The organism is Dyella sp. 01N448, assembly GCF_056399225.1.
The window spans coordinates 1-16,765 of record NZ_JBFTQX010000028.1; the positions used below are offsets into that span (position 1 = coordinate 1).

General features: G+C 62.2%; 13 protein-coding genes and 1 tRNA gene. All 14 read right to left on the minus strand.

The genetic code is table 11. From position 1 onward, the window contains the following. Window positions 1-149: GTP-binding protein (locus AC1DKY_RS21205; RefSeq protein ID WP_240732659.1), on the minus strand; the 149-nt coding region annotated here is incomplete at its 3' end. Window positions 150-196: 47 nt separating this feature from the next. Then, on the minus strand, window positions 197-2,314 hold the full coding sequence (gene fusA, locus AC1DKY_RS21210; protein WP_441605557.1) for an elongation factor G: 2,118 nt from the start codon (window positions 2,312-2,314) through the stop codon (window positions 197-199). A 33-nt stretch (window positions 2,315-2,347) separates the two neighbouring features. Beyond that, the gene (rpsG, locus tag AC1DKY_RS21215; RefSeq protein WP_102305037.1) at window positions 2,348-2,815 is read right to left on the minus strand and encodes a 30S ribosomal protein S7; all 468 of its coding nucleotides are present in this window, start codon (window positions 2,813-2,815) and stop codon (window positions 2,348-2,350) included. A gap of 12 nt (window positions 2,816-2,827) precedes the next feature. Continuing rightward, complete coding sequence (gene rpsL, locus AC1DKY_RS21220) at window positions 2,828-3,202, minus strand: 30S ribosomal protein S12 (RefSeq protein ID WP_121881674.1); 375 nt, start codon at window positions 3,200-3,202, stop codon at window positions 2,828-2,830. Between the two features lie 178 nt (window positions 3,203-3,380). Next, the gene (rpoC, locus tag AC1DKY_RS21225; RefSeq protein WP_441605558.1) at window positions 3,381-7,595 is read right to left on the minus strand and encodes a DNA-directed RNA polymerase subunit beta'; all 4,215 of its coding nucleotides are present in this window, start codon (window positions 7,593-7,595) and stop codon (window positions 3,381-3,383) included. A gap of 89 nt (window positions 7,596-7,684) precedes the next feature. Next, the gene (gene rpoB / locus AC1DKY_RS21230; protein WP_441605559.1) at window positions 7,685-11,842 is read right to left on the minus strand and encodes a DNA-directed RNA polymerase subunit beta; all 4,158 of its coding nucleotides are present in this window, start codon (window positions 11,840-11,842) and stop codon (window positions 7,685-7,687) included. Between the two features lie 206 nt (window positions 11,843-12,048). Continuing rightward, window positions 12,049-12,420: a 50S ribosomal protein L7/L12 gene (rplL, locus tag AC1DKY_RS21235; RefSeq protein WP_121881680.1), complete on the minus strand. Its 372-nt coding sequence runs from the start codon at window positions 12,418-12,420 to the stop codon at window positions 12,049-12,051. Between the two features lie 46 nt (window positions 12,421-12,466). Beyond that, complete coding sequence (gene rplJ, locus AC1DKY_RS21240) at window positions 12,467-13,000, minus strand: 50S ribosomal protein L10 (protein WP_441605560.1); 534 nt, start codon at window positions 12,998-13,000, stop codon at window positions 12,467-12,469. Window positions 13,001-13,337: 337 nt separating this feature from the next. Next, entirely contained in the window at window positions 13,338-14,045 is a 708-nt protein-coding gene (rplA, locus tag AC1DKY_RS21245; RefSeq protein WP_121881684.1) for a 50S ribosomal protein L1, read from the minus strand. A 3-nt stretch (window positions 14,046-14,048) separates the two neighbouring features. Then, window positions 14,049-14,477, minus strand: coding sequence for a 50S ribosomal protein L11 (rplK, locus tag AC1DKY_RS21250; RefSeq protein WP_046973296.1), 429 nt, complete (start codon window positions 14,475-14,477; stop codon window positions 14,049-14,051). A 272-nt stretch (window positions 14,478-14,749) separates the two neighbouring features. Further along, complete coding sequence (nusG, locus tag AC1DKY_RS21255; RefSeq protein WP_441605561.1) at window positions 14,750-15,310, minus strand: transcription termination/antitermination protein NusG; 561 nt, start codon at window positions 15,308-15,310, stop codon at window positions 14,750-14,752. Window positions 15,311-15,319: 9 nt separating this feature from the next. Then, window positions 15,320-15,715 (minus strand): preprotein translocase subunit SecE, encoded by a 396-nt coding sequence (gene secE / locus AC1DKY_RS21260; RefSeq protein WP_046973294.1) that lies wholly within the window; start codon window positions 15,713-15,715, stop codon window positions 15,320-15,322. An 81-nt stretch (window positions 15,716-15,796) separates the two neighbouring features. After that, window positions 15,797-15,872: transfer RNA gene (locus AC1DKY_RS21265), tRNA-Trp, on the minus strand. A gap of 139 nt (window positions 15,873-16,011) precedes the next feature. Then, window positions 16,012-16,765 (minus strand): elongation factor Tu (locus AC1DKY_RS21270; protein WP_477180045.1); only part of this gene is annotated, 754 nt, incomplete at its 5' end.

Genomic DNA, 16,765 nt, shown 5'->3' on the forward strand with positions numbered 1-16,765 from the left:
ATCGCGTCATACGCCTTGAATTCGCCACCGAAGCGCTCTGCGCCGACCTTGGTCAGTGCGGCCGTCAGCGTCGTCTTGCCGTGGTCCACGTGACCAATCGTGCCGACGTTGACGTGCGGCTTGGTGCGTTCGAATTTACCCTTTGCCATGACTAAAACCTCTAAAAAAGAACGGTAGTTGGAGGAAGAAAGCCTTATCAGGCCTTCTTCATGACCTGCTCAGCGATGTTGTTCGGCGCTTCAGCGTAGTGGTCGAACTCCATCGTAAAGGTGGCGCGACCCTGGGTCAGCGAACGAATGGTCGTCGCATAACCAAACATCTCGCCCAGCGGGACCATCGCATTGATGGTCTTGCCCGACGGCGTATCGTCCTGACCCTGAAGCAGGCCACGACGGCGGCTCAGATCGCCCATCACGTCGCCGACGTAATCTTCCGGCGTCACGACTTCGACCTTCATGATCGGCTCGAGCAGCACCGGCGACGCCTTGGCGAAGCCCTGCTTGAACGCCATCGACGCGGCGAGCTTGAACGCCATTTCCGACGAGTCGACGTCGTGGTACGAACCGAAGACCAGTTTGACCTTCACGTTCACCACCGGGAAGCCAGCCAGCGGACCGCTGGTGATGGTTTCGCGCAGACCCTTTTCGACCGACGGGATGAATTCCTTCGGGATCACGCCGCCCGTGATGTCGTTGATGAACAGGAAGTCGTTCTTGACGTCCGTGCTCTTGCGGTCTTCTTCGGTCATCGGCGACAGCTCGATCACCACGTGACCGTACTGACCCTTACCACCGGACTGCTTGGCGTGCTTGTAATCCGACTTGACGTCCGACGAACGAATCGTCTCGCGGTAGGCCACCTGCGGCTTGCCGACGTTCGCCTCGACGTTGAACTCGCGGCGCATGCGGTCCACCAGGATGTCCAGGTGAAGCTCGCCCATGCCCGAGATGATGGTCTGACCCGACTCCTCGTCCGTACGAACGCGGAACGACGGATCTTCCGCAGCCAGACGGCCGAGGGCGATACCCATCTTTTCCTGGTCCGACTTGGTCTTGGGCTCCACCGCCATCGAAATCACCGGCTCCGGGAACGTCATGCGCTCCAGAGTGATGATGTGATCCTGCGAGCACAGCGTGTCACCGGTCGTCACGTCCTTCAGGCCGACCGCTGCGGCGATATCGCCAGCGCGGACTTCCTTCAGTTCCTGACGCTCGTTGGCGTGCATCTGCAGGATGCGGCCGATGCGCTCCTTCTTGGACTTGACCGGGTTGTACACCTGGTCGCCCGCGTTGAGCGTGCCCGAGTAGACGCGGAAGAACGTGAGCGAACCCACGAACGGGTCGGTCATGATCTTGAACGCGAGCGCGGAGAACGGCGCGGCGTCGTCGGCCTTGCGCGTAGCTTCGTTCTCGTCTTCGTCCAGACCAGCGACCGGCGGACGATCGATCGGCGACGGCAGCAGGTTGACCACCGCGTCGAGCATCGCCTGCACGCCCTTGTTCTTGAACGCGGTACCGCAGAACACCGGGATGATCTCGCTGGACAGCGTGCGCGCACGCAGACCGCCGATGATCTCTTCCTCGGTCAGGTCGCCGCCTTCCAGGTACTTGTTCATCAGCTCTTCGGACGCTTCGGCAGCCGACTCGACCATGTACGAACGGGCTTCGGCAGCCTTGTCCGCGAGGTTGGCCGGGATGTCGGCGTACTCGAACTTCATGCCCTGGGATTCCATGTCCCAGATGATGGACTTCATCTTGAGCAGGTCGACCACGCCCTCGAAGTTGTCCTCGGCGCCGATCGGCACCTGCATCGGGACCGGGTTGGCACCCAGGCGAGCCTTCAGCTGGTCGACCACCTTGTAGAAGTTCGCGCCAGTGCGGTCCATCTTGTTGACGAACGCGAGGCGCGGCACCTTGTACTTGTTGGCCTGACGCCAGACGGTTTCAGACTGCGGCTGCACACCACCCACCGCGCACAGCACGAACACCGCGCCGTCGAGCACGCGCAGCGAACGCTCCACTTCGATGGTGAAGTCGACGTGTCCGGGGGTGTCGATGATGTTGAAGCGGTGCTCGGGCAAGGAACGATCCATGCCCTTCCAGAACGCCGTCGTTGCCGCCGACGTAATGGTGATGCCGCGCTCCTGCTCCTGCTCCATCCAGTCCATCGTTGCTGCACCGTCGTGCACCTCGCCAATCTTGTGACTGACGCCGGTGTAGAACAGGATGCGCTCCGTGGTGGTGGTCTTGCCGGCATCGATGTGAGCCATGATGCCGAAGTTGCGGTAGCGCTCGATAGGAGTGGTGCGTGCCACGGTCTTAACCTCTGAAAGTTCTAGCTGTACTGCTTACCAGCGGTAATGCGAGAAGGCCTTGTTGGCCTCTGCCATACGATGCGTCTCTTCGCGCTTCTTGATCGCGCCACCGCGATTTTCCGAAGCTTCGAGCAACTCGGCGGCCAGCTTGCGCGGCATCGAGGTCTCGCCGCGCTTGCGGGCGGAGTCGATGGCCCAGCGCATGGCGAGCGCCATACGGCGACCCGGACGCACTTCGACCGGCACCTGGTAGGTGGCGCCGCCGACACGACGGGACTTCACCTCAACCGCGGGAGCGATGTTGTTGAGCGCCTTTTCGACCAGCTGCACCGGCTCGGCGTTCTTTTCGCCGAGGTGGGCAAGCGCGCCGTAGACGATGCTTTCTGCGACCGACTTCTTGCCGCTCTTCATCACCATGTTGATGAAGCGGGCGATCAGCTGGCTGCCGTGCTTGGGATCCGGCAGGATCAGACGGGCGGGATGTGAACCTTTACGCGACATGTTGGAAGTCCTTTACTTCTTCGGGCGCTTGGCGCCGTACTTGGAGCGCGACTGGCGGCGCTTGGTGACACCGGCGCAGTCGAGACTGCCGCGCACCGTGTGGTAACGCACACCCGGCAGATCCTTGACGCGACCGCCGCGGATCAGGACCACGGAGTGCTCCTGCAGGTTGTGGCCTTCGCCACCGATGTAGCTGATGACTTCGTAGCCGTTGGTCAGGCGCACCTTGGCAACCTTACGCAGCGCCGAGTTCGGCTTCTTAGGGGTGGTGGTATAAACACGCGTGCAGACGCCGCGGCGCTGCGGGCTGTTCTGCAAAGCCGGCGAAGCACTCTTGTAGGTCTTCGGGCTGCGGGATTTGCGAACCAACTGGTTGACTGTCGTCATTGAAGCTGTTCCTGAGAAACATAAAGGCAGACCGAACCGGCTCGGTCTGCCAAGAAGCGGGAATTTAACATGGGCAGCCTGTCACAGACAAGCTGACGCCCTGCCGGCCATGGCCCGAACACGAGGCGCACTCCTTGCGCCTCTTTTCGTATGTCAGCGAGTAAAGCCCGGTAAGGGCTTACTCCACACCAATGTCGCTACCGGTGGTGGCTTCTGCGAAGGAAGCCGATGAAGCGGAGCCGGAAAGAGTTTCGAGCTCCGAGGCGGTAAGACCGCCCTGGCGATGACGCGCTGCGTGATACGCCAGACCCGTACCAGCCGGAATAAGACGGCCGACAATAACATTTTCCTTCAGGCCACGCAAGGTATCGCGCGTGCCGCGGACCGCAGCTTCCGTCAACACTCGGGTGGTTTCCTGGAAGGAAGCCGCCGAGATGAAGGATTCCGTGGCCAACGACGCCTTGGTGATACCCAGCAGCACCGACTGGAATTCAGCCGGACGCTCGCCACGGTGGACAGCACGGTCGTTTTCGCCATTGATGCGAACACGCTCGACCTGCTCACCGCGCAGGTAGTGGCTCTCGCCCGGATCGGTGATCTCAACCTTGCGCAGCATCTGGCGAATGATCGCTTCGATGTGCTTGTCGTTGATCTTCACGCCCTGCAGACGGTAGACGTCCTGGATTTCCTTGACCAAGTAAGCGGCCAGCGGCTCGACACCCAGCAGGCGCAGGATGTCATGCGGGCTGGGCTCGCCGTCCACGATGGTTTCGCCCTTCTCCACGTGCTCGCCTTCGAACACGATGACCTGGCGCCACTTGGGAATCAGCTCCTCGTGCTCGTTGCCGTCCACGTCCTTGATGATCAGGCGCTGCTTGCCCTTGGTGTCCTTGCCGAAGCTGATCACGCCCGAGCGCTCGGCGAGGATCGCCGGCTCCTTGGGCTTGCGTGCTTCGAACAAGTCGGCCACGCGCGGCAGACCACCCGTGATATCGCGGGTCTTGGAGGTTTCCTGCGGGATACGTGCCACCACGTCACCCACGCCCACCTGCGCACCGTTCTGGATCGACACGATGGCGCCGGCCGGGAGCATGTACTGCGCCGGCACGTCGGTGCCCGGCAGCTTCAGCTCGCGACCCTTGGCGTCTTCCAGACGCACGATCGGGCGCAGATCCTTGGCGGCCGTACCACGGCGCTTCGGATCGGTCACCACCGCCGACTCCAGGCCGGTCAGTTCGTCGGTCTGGCTCTGCACGGTGATGCCATCGATGAAGTCGATGAAGCGCACCGTACCGGCCACTTCCGACACGATCGGATGGGTATGCGGATCCCAGTTGGCCACGGCCTGGCCAGCCTTGACCGGGTCGCCGTCCTTGACTGCGATGGTGGCGCCGTAAGGCACCTTGTAGCGCTCACGCTCGCGGCCGTTGGCGTCGATGACGCTCACTTCGCCCGAACGCGACACTGCCACCAGGTGACCCTGGTTGTGGTGCACGGTCTTGAGGTTGTTGAACTTCAGCGTGCCGGTGGTCTTCACCGTCACGTTGTCCACGGCAGCAGCACGGGAAGCCGCACCACCGATATGGAAGGTACGCATGGTCAGCTGGGTACCCGGCTCACCGATCGACTGCGCAGCCACCACACCCACGGCCTCACCCATGTTCACCAGGTGACCACGGGCCAGGTCGCGGCCGTAGCACAGGGCGCACACGCCATGATCGGCGGCGCAGGTGATGGGCGAGCGCACCTTGACCGACTGCACGCCGGCCTTGTCGAGCTTCTCGACCAGGGCTTCGTCCAGCAGGGTGTCGCGGGTGACCAGCGGTTCGTTGTCTTCGCCCGGGCCGTAGACGTCTTCCAGCGCCACACGACCAAGCACGCGGTCGCGCAACGGCTCGACCACGTCGCCGCCTTCCACGATCGGCTGCATGGTCACGCCATTGTCGGTACCGCAGTCGTCGAAGGTGATGACCACGTCCTGTGCCACGTCGACGAGACGACGGGTCAGGTAACCGGAGTTAGCCGTCTTCAACGCCGTATCCGCCAGGCCCTTACGGGCACCGTGGGTGGAGTTGAAGTACTGCAGCACGTTCAGGCCTTCGCGGAAGTTCGCCTTGATGGGCGTCTCGATGATCGAGCCGTCCGGGCGAGCCATCAGGCCGCGCATACCGGCCAGCTGACGAATCTGCGCGACCGAACCACGGGCGCCGGAGTCAGCCATGATGTACAGCGAGTTCATCGACTTCTGGTTGACCGTCTTGCCTTCGGCATCGGTGACCTTCTCGGTACCGATACCGTCGATCATGGCCTTGGCGACCAGTTCGTTGGTGCGCGACCAGATGTCGACGACCTTGTTGTAGCGCTCGCCGGCGGTGACGAGACCGGACTGGTACTGCTCCTGGATCTCGACCACTTCCTTCTCGGCCTCTTCCAGGATCGGCTTCTTCTCGTCGGGGATGATCATGTCATCGATGCCGATCGAGATGCCCGCGCGGGTGGCGAAGCGGAAGCCGGTGTACATCAGCTGGTCGCCGAAGATCACCGTGTCCTTCAGACCCAGGCGGCGATAGCACTGGTTGATCAGGCGCGAGATGTTCTTCTTGGTCAGCTCGGTGTTGGCCAGCGCGAACGGCAGGCCTTCCGGCATGATTTCGAGCAGCAGCGCGCGACCCACGGTCGTGTCGACGATCGAGGTCTGCTCAGTGCGGCCGCCTTCTTCATCGATGTGCACCTGCTTGATGCGCACCTTGACCTTGGCGTGCAGTTCAACCGCACGGTTGTCGTAGGCACGGCGAACTTCGCCGATGCCCGAGAACACCATGCCATTGCCCTTCGCGTTCACCAGCTCGCGGGTCATGTAGTACAGACCAAGGACCACGTCCTGGGTCGGCACGATGATCGGCTCGCCGTTGGCGGGCGACAGGATGTTGTTGGTCGCCATCATCAGGGCGCGCGCTTCGAGCTGCGCCTCGATCGACAGCGGCACGTGCACAGCCATCTGGTCACCGTCGAAGTCGGCGTTGAACGCCGTGCAGACGAGCGGATGCAGCTGGATGGCCTTGCCTTCGATCAGCTTCGGCTCGAATGCCTGGATGCCCAGACGATGCAGCGTCGGTGCGCGGTTGAGCATCACGGGATGCTCGCGGATCACCTCTTCGAGGATGTCCCACACCTGGCCTTCTTCGCGCTCGACGAGCTTCTTGGCGGCCTTGATGGTGGTCGCTTCACCGCGAGCCTGCAGCTTGGCGAAGATGAAGGGCTTGAACAGCTCAAGCGCCATCTTCTTGGGCAGACCGCACTGGTGCAGGCGCAGGGTCGGACCGACCACGATCACCGAACGACCGGAGTAGTCCACGCGCTTGCCGAGCAGGTTCTGGCGGAAGCGGCCCTGCTTGCCCTTGATCATGTCGGCCAGCGACTTCAGCGCGCGCTTGTTGGTGCCGGTGATGGCACGACCGCGACGGCCGTTGTCGAGCAGCGCATCGACCGATTCCTGCAGCATGCGCTTTTCGTTGCGCACGATGATGTCGGGCGCATTGAGTTCGAGCAGGCGACGCAGGCGGTTGTTGCGGTTGATGACGCGACGGTACAGATCGTTCAGATCGGACGTGGCAAAGCGGCCGCCATCGAGCGGCACCAGCGGACGCAGATCCGGCGGCAGCACCGGCAGCACGGTCAGCACCATCCACTCCGGCTTGTTGCCGGATTCGAGGAAGGCTTCGATCAGCTTGACGCGCTTGGTGAGGCGCTTCAGCTTGGTCTCGGAATTGGTCGAGCCGATCTCTTCCTTGAGGCGAATCACTTCGCCCGGCAGGTCGAGCGACTTGAGCAACTCATAGACGGCCTCGGCACCCATGCGGGCGTCGAACTCGTCGCCGTGCTCTTCGACGGCTTCCAGGTACTGGTCTTCGCTGAGCAGCTGGCCGCGCTCAAGCGCGGTCAGACCTGGATCGATCACCACGAAGGCTTCGAAGTACAGGATGCGCTCGATGTCACGCAGGGTCATGTCCAGCATCAGGCCGATGCGCGAAGGCAGCGACTTGAGGAACCAGATGTGCGCGGTCGGCGAGGCCAGTTCGATATGGCCCATGCGCTCGCGACGCACCTTGGCCAGCGTCACTTCCGTGCCGCACTTTTCGCACACGACGCCGCGGTGCTTCATGCGCTTGTACTTGCCGCACAGGCACTCGTAGTCCTTCACGGGACCGAAGATGGCGGCGCAGAACAGGCCGTCACGCTCGGGCTTGAAGGTGCGGTAGTTGATCGTTTCCGGCTTCTTCACCTCGCCGTACGACCACGAGCGGATCAGCTCCGGCGAAGCCAGAGCGATCTTGATCGCATCGAAGTCAGGCGCGGTGCGCTGCTGGTTGAACAGATTGAGCAAGTCTTTCATGGATGTCTCCGAAGATCGGGAATAGGTAATGGAGAATCAGGAATCGGGAGAACGAGGAACGAAAGTTCGTTCCTCGTCCCCGCCTCAACTCACTTCACTTCTTCCAGATCAATATCGATACCGAGCGAGCGGATTTCCTTCACCAACACGTTGAAGGATTCCGGCATGCCCGCTGCCATCTCGTGGTTGCCGTCGACAATGTTCTTGTACATCTGGTTACGGCCCTGCACGTCATCGGACTTCACCGTCAGCATTTCCTGCAGGGTGTAGGCCGCGCCGTAGGCTTCCAGTGCCCAGACTTCCATTTCGCCGAAGCGCTGGCCGCCGAACTGCGCCTTACCACCCAGCGGCTGCTGCGTGACGAGCGAGTACGGACCAGTCGAACGCGCGTGCATCTTGTCGTCGACCAGGTGGTTCAGCTTCAGGTAGTGCATGTAGCCCACGGTGACCGGGCGATCGAACGCTTCGCCGGTACGGCCGTCGTACAAGGTGGTCTGACCCGATTCCGGCAGATCGGCGAGGCGGAGCATCGCCTTGATCTCGGTTTCCTCGGCACCGTCGAACACCGGCGTGGCCATCGGCACGCCTTCCTGCAGGTTGTTGGCCAGCGCGAAGATTTCTTCGTCGGTCAACGACTTCAGGTCGACATGCTGCACGGCGCCAGCGACGTGGTGGTTGTACACCTGGTCGAGGAACTCGCGGATCTGCGCCACCTTGGCCTGCGCTTCGAGCATCTTCTGGATCTTCTTGCCCAGGCCCTTTGCGGCCCAGCCCAGATGCACTTCCAGAATCTGGCCGATGTTCATACGCGAGGGCACGCCCAGCGGGTTCAGCACGATGTCGACCGAGGTACCGTCTTCGGAGAACGGCATGTCCTCCACCGGCACCACGTTGGACACCACACCCTTGTTACCGTGGCGACCGGCCATCTTGTCGCCCGGCTGGATGCGACGCTTCACGGCCAGGAACACCTTGACCATCTTGAGCACGCCCGGTGCGAGGTCGTCGCCCTGGGTGATCTTGCTCTGCTTTTCCTTGAAGCGCTTGTCGAACTCTTCCTTGTGACGCTTGATCTGATCGGCCGCGCGCTCGAGGAACTCGGTGACGTCCTCTTCCTTCACGTTGATCTTGAACCAGTCGTCCTTCTTCAGGCCGTCCAGGAACGCGTCGGTGATTTCAGCGCCGCGCTTGAGACCGGCCGGACCGCTCATCGCGGTCTTGCCGACAAGCTGGGTGCGCATACGGTTGTAGATCGCGCCTTCGAGGATGCGGAACTGGTCATCAAGGTCCTTGCGGATACGCTTGATTTCCATTTCCTCGATCTGCTTGGCGCGCTTGTCCTTCTCGATGCCGTCGCGGGTGAAGACCTGCACGTCGATGACGGTGCCGTCCATACCCGGCGGCACGCGCAGCGAGCTGTCCTTCACGTCGGACGCCTTCTCGCCGAAGATCGCGCGCAGCAGCTTCTCTTCCGGGGTCAGCTGGCTTTCGCCCTTGGGCGTGACCTTGCCGACCATGATGTCGCCGGCCTTCACTTCCGCACCGATGTACACGATGCCCGATTCGTCGAGGCGAGCCAGCGCCTGCTCACCCACGTTCGGGATGTCGGCGGTGATTTCCTCGGCGCCCAGCTTGGTGTCACGTGCGATGCAGGACAGCTCCTCGATGTGGATCGAGGTGTAGCGGTCTTCCTGCACGACGCGCTCGGAGAGCAGGATCGAGTCTTCGAAGTTGTAGCCGTTCCACGGCATGAAGGCGATCAGCATGTTCTGGCCGAGCGCGAGCTCGCCCAGGTCAGTCGACGAACCGTCGGCCAGCGTGTCGCCCACTGCCACGATGTCACCCACGTTCACCAGCGGACGCTGGTTGAGGTTGGTGTTCTGGTTGGAGCGGGTGTACTTGGTCAGCGTGTAGATATCGACGCCGGCGTCGTTGTCGCCGACTTCCTTCTCGTTCACGCGCACCACGATACGGGCCGCATCGACCTGGTCGATCACGCCGCCGCGCTTGGCGGTGACGATGACGCCCGAGTCACGCGCCACGGCGCGCTCGATGCCGGTACCCACCAGCGGGGTCTGCGAACGCAGGGTCGGCACGGCCTGACGCTGCATGTTCGCGCCCATCAGTGCGCGGTTAGCATCGTCGTGCTCGAGGAACGGCACGAGTGCGGCAGCGACCGACACGGTCTGCATGGGCGAAACGTCCATGTAGTCGACTTCGGCAGAAGGACGCAGCTCGGACTCGCCACGGAAACGGCAGGACACGAAATCTTCGACGAACGCGCCATCCTTCAACGGCGAGTTGGCCTGCGCGATCACGTGGTCGCCCTCTTCGATCGCCGACAGGTAATCCACCTGGTCGGTGACCTTGCCGCCCACGACCTTGCGGTACGGCGTCTCGAGGAAGCCGTACTGGTTGGTGCGCGCGTACACGGCGAGCGAGTTGATCAGGCCGATGTTCGGACCTTCCGGCGTTTCGATGGTGCAGACGCGGCCGTAATGGGTCGGATGCACGTCGCGCACTTCGAAGCCGGCGCGCTCGCGCGTCAGGCCGCCTGGACCCAGCGCCGAGACGCGACGCTTGTGCGTCACTTCCGACAGCGGGTTGTTCTGGTCCATGAACTGGCTGAGCTGCGACGAACCGAAGAACTCCTTCACCGCTGCCGCAACCGGCTTGGCGTTGATCAGTTCCTGCGGGGTCAGACCCTCGGACTCGGCCAGCGACAGACGCTCGCGCACGGCGCGCTCAACGCGCACCAGACCGATGCGGAAAGTGTTCTCGGCCATTTCGCCGACCGAACGCACGCGACGGTTGCCCAGGTGATCGATATCGTCGACGGTGCCATGACCGTTCTTGATGTCGATCAGCACCTTGAGCACATCGAGGATGTCGGAGCGATCGCCCTGTGCCGCAACGAGCTTCTGGGCTTCCTCTTCCTTGCGGTCGGTGAAGTAACGCTTGTCGTACAACACGCCCGGACCGACGATTTCCTGGCGGCCAACACGACGGTTGAACTTCATGCGACCCACGCCCGACAGGTCGTAGCGGTCGAAGGTGAAGAACAGGTTGTAGAACAGGTTCTGCGCGGCATCCTTGGTCGGCGGCTCGCCCGGACGCATCATGCGATAGATTTCCACCAGCGCCTCAAGCGGCGTCTTGGTGTTGTCGATGCGCAACGTGTGCGAGATGTAGGCACCGCGATCGAGGTCGTTGACGTAGAGCGTCGGCACGACTTCGATACCGGCCTTGCGGAAACTCTCCACCTGCTCGGCGGTGATTTCGTCGTTGGCCTGGGCCAGCAGTTCGCCGGTCTTGGGGTCGACCATGTCGATCGCCAGGATGCGACCGACCGGGTAGTCGTCCGGCACTTCCAGCGCGGTGATGTTTTCCGCAGCCAGCTGGCGCACGTGACGCGCCGTGATGCGCTTGCCGGCCTCGACCAGCACCTTGTCGCCAATGGCCAGGTCGAAGGTCAGCGTTTCACCGCGCAGACGCTCGGCGACGAGCTCCAGCGTGGTACCGCCCTTCTTGCCCAGATGGAACACGTTGTGCTCGAAGAAGATGCCGAGCATCTCTTCGTTGGTGTAACCCAGCGCGCGCAGCAGCACCGTCACCGGCAGCTTGCGGCGACGGTCGATACGGGTGAACAGCGCATCCTTCGGGTCGAACTCGAAGTCGAGCCACGAACCACGGTAAGGAATCACGCGAGCCGAGAACAGCAGCTTGCCCGAGCTGTGCGTCTTGCCGCGGTCGTGATCGAAGAACACGCCCGGCGAACGATGCAGCTGCGAAACGATGACGCGCTCGGTGCCGTTGATGATGAAGGTGCCGGTGTCGGTCATGAGCGGAATTTCGCCCATGTAGACTTCCTGTTCCTTTACGTACTTGACGGCCTTCTTCGATGCCGGGCTGTCCTTGTCATAGATGACCAGGCGCACGGTGACGCGCAGCGGCGCGCCGAAGGTCATGCCGCGGTTGCGGCACTCGCGTTCGTCAAAGGCGGGTTCGCCCAGGCGATAGTCGACATACTCAAGCGCGGCGTTACCCGAATAGCTAACAATCGGGAATACTGACTTCAGCGCGGCGTGGAGACCCTTTTCGTCGCGCTGCTTGGGAGCGACGTGCTCCTGCAGGAATTCGCGATAGGAATCGGTCTGGATGGTCAGCAGGTTCGGCACGCCCAATACAGGGGGACGCTTGCCGAAATCCTTGCGGATGCGCTTCTTCTCGGTAAACGAGTAGGTCATGGTGGGTACCGCCTCGGTTGTGTATTCGATGAATCGGGAGTCGGGAATAGAGAATCGGGAATAGAGAATCGAAAGCTACCCACCTTCAAGGGCTGCTCCCTAATTCCCTATTCCCCATTCCCTGCTTACAACGGGCAAAGCCCGGGGGCTTACGCCCCCAGGCTTGCTTGACGCTAGATCAAACTGACGGCGCGCAAGAGCGCCAATTACTTCAGTTCGACCGTGGCGCCGGCAGCTTCGAGGTCCTTCTTGAACTTCGCAGCGTCTTCCTTCGAAGCGGCTTCCTTCACGACGCCACCGGCTTCGGTCAGGTCCTTCGCTTCCTTCAGGCCCAGGCCCGTGATGGCGCGGACGGCCTTGATCACGTCGACCTTCTTGTCGCCGGCGCTCTTGAGGATCACGTCGAACTCGGTCTGTTCTTCAACAGCCGGGCCAGCGGCGGCCGGGCCGGCGGCCATCATGACCGGGGCGGCGGCGGTGACGCCAAACTTCTCTTCGATGGCCTTCACCAGGTCCATCACTTCCATCAGCGACTTGGCGGCGACGGCTTCAACGATCTGTTCGTTGGTCAGGGACATTTTCATTTACCTCTGGAAATTGATTCGAATGGAACAGTCAACGAACTTAGGCGGGCTCGGCTTCGGCCGGGGCTTCGGCGGCGACGTCGCCACCACCCTGCTGATCGGCCACAGCCTTGACGACGCGGGCAAACATGGTGGCCGGCTCGGCCAACACACGTGCCAACATGGCCAGGGCCTGCTCGCGGGTCGGCAGCGAGGCCAGCACTTCGACGTGGGAGGCGGGATGCAGCTTGCCTTCCACCGACACGAGGCGTGCCTTCAGCTTGTCGTTGCCCTTGGCGAATTCCTTGATCAGGCGACCGGCTGCGCCGGGCTCCTCAGTCGAGAATGCGTACAGCAGCGGACCGGTCAGGGCGTCTTTGACGACCTCGAACTCGGTACCGACGACGGCGCGCGAAGCAAGCGTGTTCTTGACAACTTTCAAGAAAACGCCGGATTCACGAGCCTTCTTGCGCATCGCGGTCATCTGTTCGACCGTGGTGCCTGCATACTCGGCAGCGACCAAGGAGTGGGCCTTCGCGGCAACTTCTGCCAGTTCGGCGACTACTTCTTGCTTCTGAGAGAGATTCAGAGCCATTTTTCACTCCTCTTATGAATTCCGCTTACGGCTCCTGCCGCTTGCGGTCCTGAGCGACGCCATCCGTGACGTCGGGGATCGCGAGATCCCGGGTGGTGGCCTTTCCAGAAAACATTCCAGAAGGGGCATCACCATCTACGCAGGCCAGATCCGCTGGGAATCCGATTAAGCGAACCCGCTTGCAACGACGGCGGTTCCTTGCCAACACGAGCTCCCTGCTCGTCGTCGTCGCGCGCTGATCGCGCCTGCGGTCTTTGACGGCGGCCACGGCGTGAGCCATGGCTACCTTCAAAAACTTGCCCACGCCGGCGTTGAGACCGGCATGGGACTTGAACTCTTACTTGGTCGACACCGTCAGGGTCGACACTTCGACCGGCACGCCAACGCCCATGGTGGACGACAGCGCGATCTTCTGCAGGTACTGACCCTTGGCGGTCGACGGCTTGGCCTTCAGCAGGTCGTTGACCAAGGCGTTCAGGTTGTCCGCCAGCTGGGCAGCGTCGAAGCTGGCCTTGCCGATGGTGGCGTGGATGATGCCCGCCTTGTCGTTACGGAACTTCACCTGGCCGGCCTTGGCGTTCTTCACGGCCGTGGCGACGTCGGCGGTGACCGAGCCGTCCTTCGGGTTCGGCATCAGGCCACGGGGGCCGAGCAGCTGACCGAGCTTACCGACCACGCGCATGGCGTCCGGCGTAGCGATGACGCGACCGAAGTCGAGATCGCCAGCCTGCATGCGCTCGGCCAGGTCGTCCATACCGACGGCGTCGGCACCAGCGGCCTTGGCGGCCTCGGCCTTTTCACCGGCCGGCACGAACACGGCGACCTTGATGGTCTTGCCGGTGCCGTGCGGCAGCAGCGAGGAGCCGCGCACGCCCTGATCGGACTTCTTGGCGTCGATGCCGAGGCGGACGGCGACGTCCACGGACTCAGCGAACTTCGCCTTGGCGTTGTCCTTGACGATCTTGAGGGCTTCATCCAGGCCGTAAACCTTGCCCGGCTGCACTGCGGCCTGAGCGGCCTTCAAACGCTTCGTGAGCTTTGCCATGTCTTAACCCTCCACTACCAGGCCCATGCTGCGAGCGCTACCAGCGATGGTGCGCACTGCGGCGTCCAGATCAGCAGCCGTGAGATCCGGCTCCTTCTGCTTCGCAACGTCTTCGAGCTGCTTGCGGGTGATCTTGCCGACCTTGTCGGTATTGGGCTTGGGCGAACCCTTGGCGACGCCCGTGACCTTCTTGATCAGGATCGTGGCCGGCGGGGTCTTGGTGATGAAGGTGAAGCTACGGTCGGAATATGCCGTGATGATCACCGGGATGGGCATACCCGGCTCCATCTTCTGCGTGGCGGCATTGAACGCCTTGCAGAATTCCATGATGTTCAGGCCGCGCTGACCGAGGGCGGGGCCCACCGGCGGCGACGGGTTGGCCTGACCGGCCTTGACCTGCAGCTTGATATAGCCAGTTACTTTCTTTGCCATTGGATTTTCCTCGCGAGTTCAAGCGCCTTGCGGCTCCTCGCAGTGCTGTCGTTCCCTGAAAGAGGAAGGCTCGCCGTCCCGCGAACCCCAGAAACACGGACACGCCGGGGCTAAAATCCCAGCGTGAACCGCATAATATATAGATTGATCAGTTTTTAAGCAAGCCCCGTGCCGCTGAGGGCATCGGCGGGTTTAGCTGGCAAGCCGGGCATCCAATCCCCTCGCAAGCCTGCGAGGCGTAGAGCAGAGCCCGTGCCTCTTGTCGAAAAGGCCTAGGCCTTTTCGACCTGGCCAAATTCCAGCTCGACCGGGGTCGAGCGACCGAAAATGAGCACCGCAACGCGCAGGCGGCTCTTTTCGTAATTGACTTCCTCGACCACGCCATTGAAGTCGTTGAACGGACCCTCGGTGACGCGAACCATCTCACCCGGCTCGAACAGCACCTTGGGCTTGGGCTTCTCGACGCCTTCGCGGACGCGGCTGAGAATCGCATCGGCCTCGGAGTCGCGAATCGGCAGCGGGCGATCGGCGGTACCGCCGATGAAACCCATCACCTTGGGCGTTTCCTTGACCAAGTGCCAGCATTCGTCGTCGATGCGCGGCGCCTTGCCCTCGGTGTCCGTCTCAATCTGCACGAGAACGTAACCCGGGAAGAACTTGCGCTCGCTGCGACGCTTCTGGCCGCTGCGCATCTCGATGACCTCTTCGGTCGGCACCAGCACTTCGCCGAACCTTTCTTCCATGCCAGCGCGACGGATCCGCTCATCGAGCGAACGCTTCACCTGGTTCTCGAAGCCCGAATAGGCGTGCACCACATACCATCGCTTGCTCATGCCATCACCTCACGTACCAAGCTTGAGCAGCCAGTCGAGCACGACCGACTTCAGGATCAGGTCAATCAGGCCCAACAGCAGCGAGAGAACGACCACAACCACCATGATGATACCGGTGGTCTTGAGCGTCTCGTCGCGGGTGGGCCAGACCACCTTGCGCATTTCAAATTGCGATTCGCCAAGGAACGCGCGCACGCGTCGGCCAGGGGCGGTGAACGCACCGATGGCCAGCGACAGGACCAGCGCAACGACCACGCCCAGCAGTCGCACCGACTGCGGGATGGAACCGTCACTGCCGAACCACGAATACGCAAAAATGCCGGCTGCCAGCACGATAACGGCTAGCACCAGCTTGGCGATATCAGCGCCAGAGGCGCCCTTGGTCGATTCTGCCTTCGTATTCATGCGACGTGATCGGATGATAGAGACATCGACCGGATTACGGTCTGCATGCCATCCACCACCCGTCGTGGATCCTCGGGAAGATGGCACGCCAGGAGGGACTCGAACCCCCAACCTGCGGTTTTGGAGACCGCTGCTCTGCCAATTGAGCTACTGGCGTATCTAGAAAATGGGTGAAGTCGCTCGCCTTGCTGCCACAAGGTGGCGCCTTTTGGGCGCCTTTCCAGGGGTGGAGCGATCAAACCGCCCCAACCCGGATCCTTGCGGCCCGCAATGCGGGCGACTTCCCAGTGTACAGCTTACTTGATGACCTTGGCCACCACGCCGGCGCCGACGGTGCGGCCGCCTTCGCGAATGGCGAAACGCAGGCCTTCGTCCATCGCGATCGGGTGGATCAGGCTGACCACCATCTTCACGTTGTCACCCGGCATCACCATTTCCACGCCTTCCGGCAGCTGGCAAGCGCCAGTCACGTCGGTCGTGCGGAAGTAGAACTGCGGACGGTAACCCTTGAAGAACGGGGTATGACGGCCACCTTCGTCCTTCGACAGCACATAGACTTCGGCTTCGAAATCGGTGTGCGGGGTGATCGTGCCCGGCTTGGCCAGCACCTGGCCACGCTCGACGTCGTCGCGCTTGAGACCACGCAGCAGCAGACCGGCGTTATCGCCTGCCTGGCCCTGGTCCAGCAGCTTGCGGAACATTTCCACGCCCGTGACGGTGGTCTTCTGGGTCGGACGGATACCGACCACTTCGACTTCGTCACCGACCTTGATGATGCCGCGCTCGATACGACCGGTCACTACGGTGCCGCGGCCGGAGATCGAGAACACGTCTTCCACCGGCATCAGGAACGGCTTGTCGATCGCACGCACCGGCTCCGGGATGTAGGAGTCCAGCGCGTCGACGAGGGCGATGATCGCCGGCACGCCAATTTCCGACTGGTCGCCTTCCAGCGCCTTCAGTGCCGAACCCTTGATGATCGGGGTGTCGTCGCCCGGGAAGTCGTACTTGGAGAGCAGTTCACGCACTTCCATTTCGACCAGCTCGAGC

Coding starts and splice junctions, on each gene's coding strand:
- rplL (WP_121881680.1), bottom strand. CDS start 12,420: ATGTCCCTGACCAACGAACAGATCGTTGAAGCCGTCGCCGCCAAGTCG.
- rplK (WP_046973296.1), bottom strand. CDS start 14,477: ATGGCAAAGAAAGTAACTGGCTATATCAAGCTGCAGGTCAAGGCCGGT.
- rpsG (WP_102305037.1), bottom strand. CDS start 2,815: ATGTCGCGTAAAGGTTCACATCCCGCCCGTCTGATCCTGCCGGATCCC.
- rplA (WP_121881684.1), bottom strand. CDS start 14,045: ATGGCAAAGCTCACGAAGCGTTTGAAGGCCGCTCAGGCCGCAGTGCAG.
- rpoC (WP_441605558.1), bottom strand. CDS start 7,595: ATGAAAGACTTGCTCAATCTGTTCAACCAGCAGCGCACCGCGCCTGAC.
- rpsL (WP_121881674.1), bottom strand. CDS start 3,202: ATGACGACAGTCAACCAGTTGGTTCGCAAATCCCGCAGCCCGAAGACC.
- secE (WP_046973294.1), bottom strand. CDS start 15,715: ATGAATACGAAGGCAGAATCGACCAAGGGCGCCTCTGGCGCTGATATC.
- nusG (WP_441605561.1), bottom strand. CDS start 15,310: ATGAGCAAGCGATGGTATGTGGTGCACGCCTATTCGGGCTTCGAGAAC.
- rplJ (WP_441605560.1), bottom strand. CDS start 13,000: ATGGCTCTGAATCTCTCTCAGAAGCAAGAAGTAGTCGCCGAACTGGCA.
- rpoB (WP_441605559.1), bottom strand. CDS start 11,842: ATGACCTACTCGTTTACCGAGAAGAAGCGCATCCGCAAGGATTTCGGC.